Source organism: Streptomyces sp. SID5643, assembly GCF_009872555.1.
Lineage (GTDB): Bacteria > Actinomycetota > Actinomycetes > Streptomycetales > Streptomycetaceae > Streptomyces > Streptomyces iakyrus.
The window spans coordinates 1-14,104 of sequence record NZ_WWIC01000142.1; the positions used below are offsets into that span (position 1 = coordinate 1).

12 protein-coding genes are annotated in these 14,104 nt (G+C 72.9%); 3 read left to right on the top strand and 9 right to left on the bottom strand.

The genetic code is table 11. The annotated features are described in order from the left end of the window. Together GTY56_RS18115 and GTY56_RS40630 are read right to left on the bottom strand one after the other, a co-directional pair. Nucleotides 1–630 (bottom strand): MEDS domain-containing protein (locus GTY56_RS18115; RefSeq protein ID WP_161366402.1); only part of this gene is annotated, 630 nt, incomplete at its 3' end. Nucleotides 631–668: 38 nt separating this feature from the next. Next, nucleotides 669–3,377, bottom strand: a complete 2,709-nt coding sequence (locus tag GTY56_RS40630; RefSeq protein WP_237524910.1) for an ATP-binding protein — start codon at nucleotides 3,375–3,377, stop codon at nucleotides 669–671. A gap of 277 nt (nucleotides 3,378–3,654) precedes the next feature. Here GTY56_RS40630 and GTY56_RS18130 point away from each other — a divergent pair, with 277 nt between their 5' ends. Then, nucleotides 3,655–5,007: a M14 family metallopeptidase gene (locus tag GTY56_RS18130; protein ID WP_161366403.1), complete on the top strand. Its 1,353-nt coding sequence runs from the start codon at nucleotides 3,655–3,657 to the stop codon at nucleotides 5,005–5,007. Here the strand turns inward: GTY56_RS18130 and GTY56_RS18135 are convergent. The 5 genes from GTY56_RS18135 to GTY56_RS18155 form a co-directional block, all read right to left on the bottom strand. Next, complete coding sequence (locus GTY56_RS18135) at nucleotides 5,004–5,543, bottom strand: hypothetical protein (RefSeq protein ID WP_161366404.1); 540 nt, start codon at nucleotides 5,541–5,543, stop codon at nucleotides 5,004–5,006. The two genes, GTY56_RS18130 and GTY56_RS18135, sit on opposite strands and share 4 nt — an antisense overlap. Before the next feature lie 65 nt (nucleotides 5,544–5,608). Next, a complete protein-coding gene (locus GTY56_RS18140) occupies nucleotides 5,609–7,087 on the bottom strand; it encodes a GntP family permease (protein ID WP_161366405.1) in 1,479 nt (492 codons plus the stop codon). A 101-nt stretch (nucleotides 7,088–7,188) separates the two neighbouring features. Next, nucleotides 7,189–7,599, bottom strand: a complete 411-nt coding sequence (locus GTY56_RS18145; protein WP_161366406.1) for a RidA family protein — start codon at nucleotides 7,597–7,599, stop codon at nucleotides 7,189–7,191. Further along, nucleotides 7,596–8,357 (bottom strand): IclR family transcriptional regulator, encoded by a 762-nt coding sequence (locus GTY56_RS18150; RefSeq protein WP_161366407.1) that lies wholly within the window; start codon nucleotides 8,355–8,357, stop codon nucleotides 7,596–7,598. Before GTY56_RS18150 ends, GTY56_RS18145 begins: the two co-directional genes overlap by 4 nt. Beyond that, nucleotides 8,354–9,388 (bottom strand): PfkB family carbohydrate kinase, encoded by a 1,035-nt coding sequence (locus tag GTY56_RS18155; RefSeq protein WP_161366408.1) that lies wholly within the window; start codon nucleotides 9,386–9,388, stop codon nucleotides 8,354–8,356. The genes GTY56_RS18150 and GTY56_RS18155 overlap by 4 nt, the downstream gene beginning before the upstream one ends. A gap of 134 nt (nucleotides 9,389–9,522) precedes the next feature. Between GTY56_RS18155 and GTY56_RS18160 the strand changes: the two genes are divergently transcribed. Continuing rightward, nucleotides 9,523–10,800 (top strand): amino acid deaminase, encoded by a 1,278-nt coding sequence (locus GTY56_RS18160; protein WP_161366409.1) that lies wholly within the window; start codon nucleotides 9,523–9,525, stop codon nucleotides 10,798–10,800. A gap of 13 nt (nucleotides 10,801–10,813) precedes the next feature. Continuing rightward, the gene (locus GTY56_RS18165) at nucleotides 10,814–12,427 is read left to right on the top strand and encodes an N-acyl-D-amino-acid deacylase family protein (RefSeq protein WP_161366410.1); all 1,614 of its coding nucleotides are present in this window, start codon (nucleotides 10,814–10,816) and stop codon (nucleotides 12,425–12,427) included. Nucleotides 12,428–12,448: 21 nt separating this feature from the next. Here the strand turns inward: GTY56_RS18165 and GTY56_RS18170 are convergent, their stop codons facing one another. Then, nucleotides 12,449–13,375 (bottom strand): S1 family peptidase, encoded by a 927-nt coding sequence (locus tag GTY56_RS18170; protein ID WP_161366411.1) that lies wholly within the window; start codon nucleotides 13,373–13,375, stop codon nucleotides 12,449–12,451. 161 nt (nucleotides 13,376–13,536) lie between these two features. After that, nucleotides 13,537–14,104 (bottom strand): hypothetical protein (locus GTY56_RS40635; RefSeq protein ID WP_237524911.1); only part of this gene is annotated, 568 nt, incomplete at its 5' end.

Consider the following 14,104-nt stretch of genomic DNA (forward strand, 5'->3'; position numbering starts at 1 on the left):
GGCGGGCAGGCCCCGGCCCACCGCCCAGCTCTGCACGGCCGCGGCGTGCGGCTCCGCGAGGGGCCGCGCCCCGGCCGGGGGCAGCGGCAGCGGCACGGCGTCGAGTTCGGCCGCGAGGCGCAGCGGGTCCTCGTACACCTCGGTGTCGGGGTGGGTGCGGCGGGCCGCGGCGATGACGGCGGGCCCGGCGGTGCGGGTGTCGTAGGCGCACAGGGCGGTCGTGGCCATGGGGGCGAAGAGGAGGTTGGCGAAGGCCTCGTAGCGGATCCACTCGGTGGTCTCCCGGGCCGAGCGGCCGGCCCGGCCGCTCCAGTCCGGCTCCATGACGAGACGGATGCGGCCACCGGGTCCGGCGTGCGCGTTCAGGTACGCGGCGGCCTGCGCCACGGCGTTGGCGGCGGAGCCGGTGTACCAGTCGGTGTGCGGGATGCAGGTGACGTCCTTCGCGTCGGTGCCGAGAGCGTCCCGCAGGAGGTCCAGGTTGCGCGGGGCGGCGACGGCCACCGGCGGCGGTTCGCCAAAGGTGCCGAGGGCTTCGCCGAGGAAGGGCAGGGCGGCGGCGACGAATGCGTCGTCGGAGTCGAAGACGGCCATGCGGTGGTCGAACGGGCTGAGGTGTCCGTTGGTCATGTGATCCCCTCGGGTGGGTGGGTGCGGTGGCGGGGTCGTCAGCGCTGGGCCGTCATCCAGGCCGCGATCTGGCTGCGGTTGCTGAAGCCGAGCTTGCCGAGGATGCGTTCCACATGGCCTTCGGCGGTGCGGCGGGCGATCACCAGGCGGTCGGCGATCTGCTGGTTGGCGAGCCCCTCGGCGACGAGCCGGGCGACCTCGGTCTCGCGGCGGGTCAGCGGGACCGCGGTGTCCTCGTGCGGCGGCGGGTCGGCGGCCTCCGCGCCGGGCGGGCGGCCCGGCTCCTGGAGCACGTGCCCGGCCAGCTCCCGCAGACCGAGCGCCCCGCCCCGCCGGTGGGCCCGTTCGAACACCTCGCGCCCGAGGGCCAGGACCGCCCGCTCCTCGCTGTCCCGGCGTACGGAGTTGAGGGTGTGGGAGCCCCAGCGGCCGGTGTCGATGTCGGCCCAGACGCGGTCGGCACCGCCCAGGAGCAGCGCGGCGTCCTCGGGGGCGCCGCGCCGGGCCGCGATCGACGCGAGCAGGTCGAAGGTGAGGGCGAGGCCGATGACGTCGTGGACGGCGAGTTTCAGCCGCAGCGCCTCGCGGGCGTGCCGCTGCGCCCGGGGCCAGTCGCCGAGGACGGTGTGGGCGAGGGCGAGCATGCGCAGCACGTAGGAGCGGACCCACTGCTCGCCGTGCCGCTCGCACAGCCGCAGGGCCTGCTCGCACACCTCGACGGCCCGCTCGGCCTCGCCCAGGAAGCCGAGCGCGCAGGCGAGTTCGACCTGGTCGAGACCGACGAGGCTGAGGTGCTGGCCGGGCACGGGGCCGCGGGCGACGGTTGCTTCGAAGTGCCGCAGCGCTCCGGGCAGGTCGTCGCCGAACAGCCGGATGACGCCGATCACGTACTCGGCGTGCGCGGCCTCGGCGGTGTCGCCGAGGGCCTGGGCGAGAGCGAGGGCGTCGGCGGCGTGGCGGCGGCCCCGGGGGAAGTCCCGGGTGGCTGCGGCCAGCAGGCCGGCCACCCAGAGGCCGCGGGCCCGTTCCCGGGTCGGTCCGGGGGCGGCGGCCAGGGCCCGGTCGAGCCAGTACAGGCCTTCGCGGGAGGCGCCGCAGGCGTGCCAGTGGAACCAGAGGGTGCCGGCCAGGCGCAGGCCGGCGAGGGCCTCGCCGGGGGCGGTGAGGCTGAAGTCGAGGGCGGCGCGCAGATTGTCCCGGTCGGCGCGCAGCAGGGCGGCGGTCTCCGGCTGTCCGGGGCCGAACCAGCCGCGCTCGTACTGCTCGGCCCGCCGCACCATCCAGTCGCGCTGCCGCCGCCGGGTGGCCGCCTCCTGCCCGGCGTTCCGCCGCAACTGCTCGAGTCCGTACTGCCGCAGGGTGTCGAGCAGCCGGTACCGCACGCCGCCGGGTCCGGTCTCCCGGCAGAGTACGGACTTGTCCACGAGCCCGGCGACGGCTTCGAGGACATCGTCGGTACGCAGGCCCGGGGGTGGGAGCAGGGTGCTGGTGGCCCCGGCGGGAGCCGCCCTGGGCCGCAGGTGTGTTCCGGGGCCGCCGGTGGGCTGGGCGCCTGCACCGGAGCCGTCCGCGGGCCGGACGCGCGTGACGGGGCCGCCGGACAGACCGCCGCCCGCACCGGACCCGTCCCCGAACCAGCGGCCGGCACCGGACCCGTCCCCGAACCAGCCGCCCGCACCGGAGCCGTCGCCGGCCCGGGCACCTGCGCCCGTGCGCTCCCCGGCACGGACACCTGTGCCGGACCCGTCCGAGGGCTGGGCCGGCAGCGCGGGCAGGGCCGCCGCGGGCGGGAGCGTGGCGGGACGGCCCCCGGCTGCCGGAGGCCGGGCGACGGTCTCCGGGCCGGTGTCCGCGCAGACCGCTTCCGCCGTCTCCAGGTCGAAGCTGCCCGCCAGGACCGACAGCCGGGCCCACACGGTCTGCTCGGGGAGGGTGCACAGGTCGTGACTCCAGGCGACCGCCGCCCGCAAGGTCTGGTGGCGGGGCAGGGCCGCGGGGCTGCCGGTGGTGAGGAAGCGGTAGCGGTCGTCGAGGCGGTCCAGGAGCTGGTCGACGTCGAGAACGCGCATGCGGACGGCGGCGAGTTCGATGGCGAGGGGCAGGCCGTCCAGGCGGTGGCACAGCCGGGCGACGGAGGCGCGGTTGGCGGGGGTGAGGCGGAAGCCGGGGACGACGGCGGCGGCCCGGTCGGCGAAGAGCGTCAGGGCCGGGTAGCCCTGGGCGGCGGACAGGTCGCCGTCCGGGTCGGGCACCGGCAGCGGCCGTACCTCCATGAGGTGCTCCTCGGTGAGGCCGAGCCGGTGCCGGCTGGTGGCGAGGATCCGGACGCCCTCGGTGCCGTGCAGCAGGGCCGCGGCCAGTCGCGCGCACGCGCCCGCCAGGTGCTCGCAGTTGTCGACGACGAGGAGCAGCCGCCGGTCCCGCACCTGTTCGACGAGGGCGTCCAGGGGCGGCTGGGCGGAGCGGTCGTGGAGGCCCAGCGCGTCGGCGGCGGCGAGCGGGACGAGAGCCGGGTCGTGCACTCCGGACAGATGCACGAAGCGCACGCCGTCCGGGAAGGCGCGCTGCACCCGGGCCGCGATGCGGGCGGCGAGCCGGGTCTTGCCGACTCCGCCCGGTCCGGTCAGCGTCACCAGCCGTGCGCGGGCCAGCAGTTCGCGGCCCTGGTTCAGTTCGCCACGCCGGTCGACGAAGCTGGTCGTCTCGGCCGGCAGGTGATGGTCCCGTCGTGGCGCTGATCCGCCCATGATCAGCCAGTCCTTCGGGGGGGGTGGGGGTCCGGGGATGCCGGACACTCCGGCTCCCCTTGCGCGGACCCCCACCCTCTCCCGGTGCGTACATATATGCACGCCAGGGCCACACCTGTGGGTGTACTTCCGCCGGGACACCTCGACCGCGGTGCCGCACGCGTACACTGCGCGGCCACTTTCAGCCTTGACCTGCTCATGCCATAGGCAGAACGATATGCGCCACCCGCACCACGTACGTCGCACGGAACAACCCCACCTCCCACAAGGAGACTTCATGCGACTTCGCATACGAGGCTCCGGTGCCCGCACCGGCAGACGCACCGCCGCCCTGGCCGGCCTCCTCGCCCTCGCCCTCGCGGCGCCCCTGTCCGCGACCACGGGCGACGCCACCGCCGACAGCGCCCGCAAGCCGGCCGCCTCGGCCGACGACGTCCGGCAGTACGAGATCCACCTGCACTCGACAGCCGACGACCGCACGGCACTTCAGCGGGCGGGCGTGACCGTGGACGAGGTCCACGGACACGGCGTCGTGGTCTCCGGCCGCGCCGGCCAGATCAAGAAGCTCCGCGCGCTGGGCTACGAGGTCACCCCGCTCGGCGCGGTACCCGACCGGTCCGCCGGCGAGGACGACGTCCGGCTCCTCGACTTCCCGTCGGCCGACTCGAAGTACCACAACTACGCCGAGATGACGGACGAGATCAACACGATCGTCTCGGCCAACCCGTCCATCGCGAGCCAGCGCGTGATCGGCAAGTCCTACCAGGGCCGGAACATCGTCGCCATCAAGATCAGCGACAACGTCAGCGCCGACGAGTCCGAGCCCGAGGTGCTGTTCACGCACCACCAGCACGCCCGCGAGCACCTGACCGTCGAGATGGCGCTCTACCTGCTGCGCGAGCTGACCTCCGACTACGGCTCCGACTCACGGGTCACGAACATGGTGAACAACCGCGAGATCTGGATCGTGCCGGACATCAACCCGGACGGCGGCGAGTACGACATCGCCACCGGCTCGTACCGCTCGTGGCGCAAGAACCGGCAGCCCAACTCCGGTTCCTCGTACGTCGGGACGGACCTGAACCGCAACTGGAACTACCGCTGGGGCTGCTGCGGCGGCTCCTCGGGCTCGACGTCCTCGGACACCTACCGGGGAACCTCGGCGGAGTCCGCGCCCGAGGTGAAGGTCGTGGCCGACTTCGTGCGCAGCCGGGTCGTGGGCGGCAAGCAGCAGATCAGGGCGGGCGTGGACTTCCACACCTACAGCGAGCTGGTGCTGTGGCCGTTCGGCTACACGTACTCCGACACGACGACCGGGATGACCGCCGACGACCACGCGGCGTTCAAGACGGTCGGCCAGAAGATGGCCGCGAGCAACGGGTACACGGCGGAGCAGTCCAGCGACCTGTACATCACGGACGGGTCGATCGACGACTACCTCTGGGGTGCGCACAAGATCTTCGGCTACACCTTCGAGATGTACCCCCGCTCCGGCGGGGGTGGGTTCTACCCGCCCGACGAGGTGATCGAGCGGGAGACCTCCCGTAACCGCGACGCGGTGCTGCAACTGCTGGAGAACGCGGACTGTATGTACCGGTCGATCGGAAAGGAAGCGCAGTACTGCGGTTAGCCCGCGGACTGCTCTTCCTTCTCCTCGTCCTCTTCCTCGAAGTAGGCGTCCAGGACCGCGTCCAACCGGGCGTCCCACTCCTGGAAGTGGCTCCTGGCCGGCGCCTCGATCTCGATCGGGTACCAGCGCCGGTCAGGGGTGTGGACGGTGACGGTGTACCGCTTGCCGAAGCGGGCGGTCTCCGTCTCGACCGCGCCGATCTCGTCCCAGCGGAACTCGCACTCCTGGTCGTCCAGGGACATGCGAACGCCTCTGTGGTCGGCGACCAGCCTCGCCCGGCGGTCGGACACCTCGAAGACGGGGCCGTCGGGGTCGGCTTCGGCGTCCTCCTCCGGCTCGGAGGGGGACGCCTCGGCCGGCTCCTCCGACTCGGCGGCGGGCTCTTCGGCCTCCTCGGCGTCCGCGACCTCAGGCTCCTTCTCCGGCCCGTCCTCCTCCGTCCGTCCGGACGCGGGTGACGTGAGCCCGGGGATGAAGGCCGGGTCGAATCCGGCGCCTTCCAGGGGCTGGCTGCTCGAACCTATGCGCTGCTCCACAGCCCAGAAGTATGGTCGAGAAACCTGTGCGGCACACAGTCGACCCCGACTTCGTTATCAGACGCCTACACGAACAGGCTCAATACCGCCGCCACCGCGAACCCCGCCACCGACAGCACACTCTCCAGCACCGTCCAGGTCTTGAGGGTGTCCCGTTCGCTGATGCCGAAGTACTTGGCGACCATCCAGAAGCCGCCGTCGTTGACGTGCGAAGCGAAGATGGAGCCGGCCGAGATGGCCATGATGACCAGGGCGACGAAGGCCTGGGAGTGGTCGCCCTGGGAGAGCAGCGGGGCGACGATGCCGGCGGTGGTGACGATGGCGACCGTCGCCGAGCCCTGGGCGACCCGCAGGACCACCGAGATCAGGTAGGAGAGCACGAGCACCGGCAGGCCCACGTCGTTGAACGTGTCCGAGAGGGCCTGGGCGACGCCGCTGGCCTTGAGGACCGCGCCGAAGACACCGCCCGCGCCGACCACGAGCAGGATGTTGCCGACCGGCTTCAGGGACGCCGTGGACACCGTCTCCAGGGACTTGCGGGACCAGCCGCGGCGGATGCCCAGCAGGTAGTACGCGAGGAACAGCGCGATCGTCAGCGCCACGAAGGGGTTGCCGAAGAACTCGATCACCGAGCGCGGCGTGGAGGGGTCCAGGGCGATCGAGGAGAAGGTCGCCGCGAGGATGAGCACCAGCGGGGTGCCGATGATGGCGAGGACCGTGCCGAGGGCCACCGGCTGCTCGCTGGGCGCGACACCCGCGGCCCGCTGCTCGTCGACGACGGCCTGCCTGGCCTCCTCCGCCGCCTCGACCATGTCCTGCGGCACGGCGACGAAGATGCGGCGGCCAATCCACGCCGAGTAGGCCCACGCCGCCACCACGGCCGGCAGACCGCAGACGACGCCCATGAGGATGACCCAGCCGAGGTCGACGTGGAGGAGACCGGCGGCGGCGACCGGGCCGGGGTGCGGCGGCAGGAACGCGTGGGTGACCGACAGGCCCGCGAGCAGCGGCAGGCAGTAGAGCAGGATCGACTTGCCCGAGCGTTTGGCGGCGGCGTAGACGATCGGGGCCAGGACGAAGATGCCGACGTCGAAGAAGACCGGGATGCCGAAGATCAGGCCGGTCAGACCCATGGCGAGCGGGGCGCGCCTCTCGCCGAACAGTCCGAGCAGACGCCTCGCCAGCACCTCGGCGCCGCCGCTGACTTCGAGGATCGCGCCGAGCATGGTGCCCAGGCCGATGATGATGGCGACGTGGCCGAGGATGCCGCCCATGCCGGACTCGATGGTGGAGACGGCGTCCGACTTCTGGACCGTGCCGAAGAGTTCGGTGACCGACAGTCCGGCGGCGAGGCCGACGGCTATGGAGACCGCGAGCAGGGCGACGAACGGCTGGAGTCTCACCCTGATGATGAGGAAGAGCAGCAGCGCGATGCCGAGCGCCGCGGTGAGCAGGAGTCCGGCGGTGCCGTCGACGAGGAGGAGCAGTCCTCCGGTGTGGGGCGGGGTCTCGGCGGGGGCGGACGCGGCGAGCGGATGGGACATTCGGGGGTCCTCTGCGTAAATGCATGCAGCTTCTGGGTAGGGGGGAGCGCGGCGCGGCGCATCGAACGGCGCCGCGCCTCGAAAAGGCCGGTGGGTGTGGGTCAGCCGAGGACGGCGAGCGCGTCGATCTCGACGAGCAGGCCCGCGGGGAGACCGACGTAGACGGTCGTGCGCGCGGCGGGCGGCTGGGTCAGGCCCTGCTCCTCGAAGTACGCGTTGTAGATCTCGTTCATCTCGGCGAAGTGGGCCACGTCCGTCAGGTAGACGCGGATCATCATCACGTCGTCCCAGGAGGCCCCGCCCTCCTGAAGGATGGCCTTGACGTTGGCCAGGGTCTGGAGGGTCTGCTCGCGCAGGGTCGGTCCGGCGGGGGTGGGCGCCCTGCCCTCCTCGGCGGGCAGGAAGCCGACCTGGCCGGCGACCTGGAGGATGTTGCCCTTCCTCACACCGTGCGAGAACTTCGCCGGCGGGGTGGTGTGGGTCTTCGGGGTGAGCGCGATCTTGTCCGTCATACGGTGCCCTTCACTGGTGTTCTGCCGGAGTACTCCCCGCTGATGGCGTCCGCCGTACGGCGCACCAGCGGCAGGAGGGTGAGGAGTTCGTCGGCGGTGACGACGACGTTCGGCGCGGAGACCGACATCGCGGCGACGACCCGGCCGTCGGCGCCGCGAACGGGCGCCGCGACGCAGTTGATGGACTCCTCGTGGCCACCGAGGTCGGTGGCCCAGCCCTGCTCGCGCACCTTCTCCAGCTCGCGCAGGAACGCGCCGGCGTTGGGTGTCGAACGGGGCGTGTAGGCGGGGTAGTCGAGCTTCTCCGCGACCGCCCGCCGCTCGTGCTCGGGCAGGTCGGCCAGCAGCAGTTTGGCGACCGCGGCGACGGTGATGGCGACGGGCTTGCCGATGCGGGAGTACATCCGCACGGGGTAGCGGCTCTCGACCTTGTCGATGTACAGGACCTCGTTCTCCTCGTACACGGCGAGGTGCACGGTGTGCCCGCAGTCCTCGTTGAGGCGGACCAGGTGGGGGTGGGCGATCTCACGGACGTCGAGGTTCTCCATCGCCTCCTGGGCCAGGGCGAAGAGCCGGGCGCCGAGGCGGTAGCGCTGGTCGGACTGGCGGTAGACGAGCCCGTGCTCGTGCAGGGTGCGCAGCAGGCGCAGCGCCGTGGACTTGTGGACGCCGAGGCGGTCGGCGACCTGCCCCAGGTCGGCAGGGCCCTCGGCGAGCAGCGGCAGGATGCTGAGCGCACGGTCGACGGTCTGGCTCATGGCGTACGTACCTCCTCGTCGGCCCGCTGTGACTCCTCGGTCCAGCCCGGGCCGAGTCGCAGTCTCCCCCATGCCGCGTCGTCCAGGGCGACGAGCCGGTCGGCATGGTCCCGGGCGGGCGGTGCGGCGAGGTCGCCGGGCACGGTCAGCGCGGCGGCGGCCATGAGGTGCCCGTGCCGCAGCCGGTCCCGCACGGGCAGGGCGCGCAGGGTGGCGGAGAGGAACCCGGCGGCGAAGGCGTCTCCGGCACCGACGGCGGCGACGACGTCGACCCGGGGAGCCGGGACGAAGGTGACGTCACGGCGCTCGAAGACGGTGGCTCCGGCGGCGCCCTGCTTGACGACCAGCACCTCGGGTTCGGGGAGGGCGGCGCGGACGGCTTCGGGGCGGTGCGCTCCCCAGGCCTCGTCCTGCCCGACGAACACCAGGTCCGCGCCCCGGGCGAGGTCGCGCAGCACCGCCGGGGCGTCCGTGTCGCGCCACAGGCCGGGACGGTGGTTGACGTCGAAGGAGACCAGCGGCCGGCCGGGGCGGCGGGCGGTCAGCTCGCGCATCAGGCCGAGGCAGTCCGGGGACAGCGCGGCGGTGATCCCGGAGAGGTGCAGCACGCGCCCGGAGCGCACCGCCGCCGCATCCACCGTGCCGGCGGACATCGCCGAGGCGGCCGACCCGGCCCGGTAGTAGGCCACCTCGTGGGTGTCGCCGGCCCGGTCCCCCGCCGTGCGGAAGTAGATGCCGGTCGGACGCGTCGGATCGCGGCGCACGGAGGCGACGTCGACGCCGTAGGAGCCGATCTCCTCGACGAGGTGGTCCCCGAAGCCGTCGGCGCCGACCGCGCTGACCCACCGCGTGGAGTGCCCCGCCGCCGCCAGCACGCACGCCACGTTCGACTCGGCCCCGCCGATTCCCCGCTCGAACGACGGCACGTCGGCGAGACGTCCCGGCCGGGAGGGCAGGAACGTGACCATGGACTCGCCGAGCGCGACGACGTCCACGACGTCGGGGGCGTTGCAGGGTCCGGTGGGGGTCACGATGCTCGTAGCTCCTCGGCGGCTTCGGTGGGTGGCGGTTCCATTGACCGGCGGTGGCCGAGATGTTAGACAGCGTTGAGCGATATGCGCAATGAAGGTTGCAATCGCTGCAACATCCCTGATCAGGAGGGTCCATGACAGCCGACACCGCCGCCGAGCCCCTTGCCCGGCTCGCCGCCGAGCGCGTCGACCACCGCTTCAAGGGCCTCCCGCCGGACGCCGACGGACTGACGGTCGGCGAGCTGGCCGCGCAGCGCCGCAACCTGTTCACCGGTGGCTTCGCCACCCCCGTGCTCGCGCTGTCCGCCGAGCGCCTGGAGCACAACCTGAAGCTGATGGAGACGTACGCGGCCCGGCACGGGCTGGCCTTCGCGCCGCACGGCAAGACCTCGATGGCACCGCAGCTGTTCCAGCGGCAGATCGCGCACGGGGCGTGGGGCATCACGCTGGCCGTGCCGCACCAGGTGCGGGTGGCGCGGGCCTTCGGGACGCGGCGCGTGTTCCTCGCCAACGAGCTGGTCGACGCGGCGGCCCTGCGCTGGATCGCGGCCGAGCTGGACGCCGACCCGGATTTCGAGCTGGTCTGCTACGTCGACTCGGTGCGCGGGGTCGAGCTGATGGACGCCGCCCTGCGGGGGGCCATGCGCCCGGTGGACGTCGTGGTCGAGCTCGCCACCGGGGAGGGCACCCGGACCGGGGTGCGGACGGAGGCGGAGTGCGCGGCGGTCGCGGACGCCGTGGCCGCCACCCGGACGCTGCGGCTGGTCGGCGTCGCGGGCTACGAGGGCGAGGTGCCGAAACCCGACACCGAGCGGGTGACCGCGTGGCTGCGGCGGCTGGTCGCGCTCGCCGCCGGCTTCGACCGCGCCGGGCGGTTCGCCGGGCTGGACCGGATCATCGTCAGCGCGGGCGGCAGCGCCTGGTTCGACGCGGTCGCCGAGGTCTTCGCCGAGATCCCCGAACTGTCCCTTCCCGTACTGAAGTTGCTGCGCTCGGGCGCGTACGTCTCGCACGACGACGGCCACTACCGCAAGCTGACCCCGTTCAACCGGGTTCCCGAGGAGGGCGCGCTGGAGCCGGCGTTTCGGCTGTGGACGCAGGTGGTGTCACGGCCGTCGGCCGAGCAGGCCTTCGTCAACGCGGGCAAGCGGGACGCGGCCTACGACCTCGACCTGCCCTTCGCGCAGGTGATCCGCCGGGACGGCGCCGAGCGCCCGGCCACCGGGGTGTCCGTGACGGCCCTGTCCGACCAGCACGCCTGGCTCGCCACCACGCCGGAGGCGGATCTGGCGGTCGGCGACTGGGTCGGGCTCGGGCTGTCCCACCCGTGCACCTCCTTCGACAAGTGGCAGCTGATCCCCGTCGCCGAGGCCGACGGCACGGTCGTCGACTACGTCCGCACGTTCTTCTAGGAGGCCGTCAGCGATGGAAGAACTCGTCATCCGGGACGCCGACGTCGTCGACGGCTCCGGCTCCGACTCCTACCGGGCCGATGTCGTGGTCGACGGCGGCCGGATCGTGGGAATCGTCAAGGAGGCCGCGGCGGCCGGCTGCCAGCGGCCGAAGGCGCGCCGGGAGCTGGACGCCGAGGGCCTGGTCCTCTCCCCCGGTTTCGTCGACATGCACGCCCACAGCGACCTGGCGCTGCTGCGCGACCCCGACCACAGCGCCAAGGCCGCGCAAGGCGTCACCCTGGAGGTGATCGGTCAGGACGGCCTGTCCTACGCGCCGGTCGACGACCGCACGCTCGGCGAGGTGCGGCAGGCGATCGCCGGGTGGAACGGCCCGGGTGACGACATCGACTTCGACTGGCGGTCGGTCGGCGAGTACCTGGACCGGCTGGACCGCGGGATCGCGGTGAACGCGGCCTACCTGATTCCGCAGGGCACGGTCCGGGCGCTGGCCGTCGGCTGGGAGGACCGTGCGGCCACACCGCAGGAGCTGGAGCGGATGCGGCAGGTGGTGGCCGAGGGCATGGAGCAGGGCGCCGTCGGCATGTCGTCGGGGCTGACCTACACCCCGGGCATGTACGCCCAGGACGCCGAACTGACCGAACTGTGCCGGGTGGTGGCGTCGTACGGCGGCTACTACTGCCCGCACCACCGCTCGTACGGCGCCGGGGCGCTCCAGGCGTACGAGGAGATGGTGGCGCTGGCCCGGGAGGCCGGCTGCTCCCTCCATCTCGCGCACGCCACGATGAACTTCGGCGTGAACAGGGGGCGGGCGCCGGAACTGCTGGCCCTGCTGGACGAGGCGCTCGCGGCCGGGTCCGACATCAGCCTCGACACGTATCCGTACGCCCCGGGCTGCACCACGCTGGCGGCCGTGCTGCCGAGCTGGGCGAGCGAGGGCGGCCCGGAGGAGACCCTCAGGCGGCTGGCGGACCCCGGCACCGCGGAACGCGTCCGCCACCACCTGGAGGTCACCGGCTCGGACGGCTGCCACGGCGTACCCGTCGAGTGGGACACGATCGAGATTTGCGGCGTGGGTGACCCGGCCCTGGCCGATTTCGTCGGCCGGACGGTCCAGGAGTCGGCGGACCGGCGGGGCGAGGCTCCCTGGGAGACCGCGCGCGGGCTGCTGCTGGCCGACCGGCTGGCCCCGACGATCCTCCAGCATGTGGGCCACGAGGAGAACGTCCGGGAGATCATGCGCCACCGGGTGCACACCGGCGGCTCGGACGGCATCCTCCAGGGCGCCAAGCCTCACCCGCGCGCCTACGGCACCTTCCCGCACTACCTGGGGCACTACGTCAGGGAGTTGGGGGTGCTGTCGCTGGAGGAGTGCGTCGCGCACCTGACGTCGCGTCCGGCCGCGCGGCTGAGGCTGCCGGACCGGGGGCTGGTCCGCGAGGGATACGTGGCCGACCTGGTGCTGTTCGACCCGGCGACGGTGGCGGCGGGCGCCACCTTCGCGCGGCCGCGCACGCTCCCGACGGGCATCCCCCACGTCCTGGTCGACGGCCGGTTCGTGATCGAGGACGGCCGGCGCACGGACGTGCTGGCCGGCCGGGCGGTCCGCAGGACTCCTCCCGCGTGACCGCCCGGCCGGCACCCTGCCTTACGGCTTGGGCAGCGTGCAGCCGCTCGCGCTCAGGTCGAGCTTGCTGTCGATCCCGAAGCAGGCCGGGATCCCGTAGGTCTGCTGGGCGTAGTTGATGCCCTTGCGGACGGTCACGGTGCCGTTCGCGTCGACCTCACAGGGGTTGTTCACCGTGCAGCGCTCACCGTCCATGTTGCCGGTGTTGTTGACGGCGACGACCCTGTTGGTGGCCTGGTCGACGACGGGCGAGCCGGACGTGCCGCCGATGGTGTTGCAGGCGGAGGTGTAGCGGACCGAGTCCTTCCAGGTCCAGTCGCCCTCCTTCAGGGTGGGCACGAACCCGTCGATGTTGCAGCTGTAGATGCGCTTCCAGTAGCCGGAAGGAATGCCGATGGCGGTGCCGGCGACCGGGTGACTGTCGCTCAGCGTCAGCGCGTTGATGTTGTACGAGCTCTTGATCTGCCCGTACGTGGTGGTGAGCTGGTACAGCGCGACGTCCGAGTCGGTCATCGTGCCGTAGGCCAGCTTGGCGGCGCGCAGGGTGGCGACGCGCGAGCCGGAGGCGTTGAGCAGGCTGAAGGTGCGGCTGGACGCCTTGTCGACGAGGACCTCGCCGGGGCCGGGGAACCCGGACTCCAGGCAGTGGCCGTTGGTCATCACGAGCGCCGGGTCGTTGTCCTCGGCGTCCGGCATGCGGACGACCGAGCCGGAGCAGTTGCTGAGCGCGACGGTGCCGGCGAAGTTCACGGCCTTGGTCTGCGGACCGCGGAGGCCGGACAGCGTCTGCTCCACGGACGTGACCACGCCGGAGACGGCGGAGGTGGCCGAGCCCGTGTCCGCGGTCTTGCCGACGCCCGTGGGGGCGGCGTCGGCAGCGGCCGCGGGGGCCGCGCCGGCCCCGGCTATCGCCAGGGCGCAGAACGCGGCGGCGAGAGGTTTTCTCATGGGGGGTCCCCTCTTGCGACGGAGGCGACCGGAAATCCTCCGGCCGCCTGCACTGTTGTCATGTGCATTGTGATCGTCGCGAGAGGGCGGCACAAGAACCTGTTCCACAACCGGAATTCCGGCGTCCTGTCCGACCCTACTCAACCGCCCTTACCGGCCTGTCACTTGGGTCCCTTGGTGCCGCCGGGACCGCGCCCGGGTTTCCCGTCGGGCCTGCCGGGGGCCGAGGCCGTGGGGGTGGGGCTGGGGTCGGATGCCACTGGAGCGGTGGTCGTGGCGGCGACGGCCGGGGGTCGCGCGCCGTCCGGGGCGGACGCGGAGGGGTCCCTGCTCGCCGCGGGCGACGGGCTCACGGACGCGGCACCGGACGACCCGTCAGACTGCCCCGGCCGGCCCGCGAGCGGGGCGTCGGTGCCTGCCGCCGGGCCGGTGTCCGTCGGCGACACCGCCGACGGCTCCCCCGCCGTCGGATCCGTGCGGCCCCCTTCGCCGCCTCGCGTCCCGTCGGAAGGCGCACCGGAGAAGGAGAACCCGGCGACGATGACGGCCGCCGACACGGCCCCCACGGCCCCGACGGCGACCGCCAGGCGACGCGACCGCCGGACAGCGGGTTTGGGCCGGGCCCGACGCCCGGCACCGCCCCTGCCACCCGCCCCCGGCACCACGGGCAGCTCCCGGGTCTCCCCGTCACCGCCCGAGCGGCCGGGGGGCGAGAGGGCGGGGGTGGGG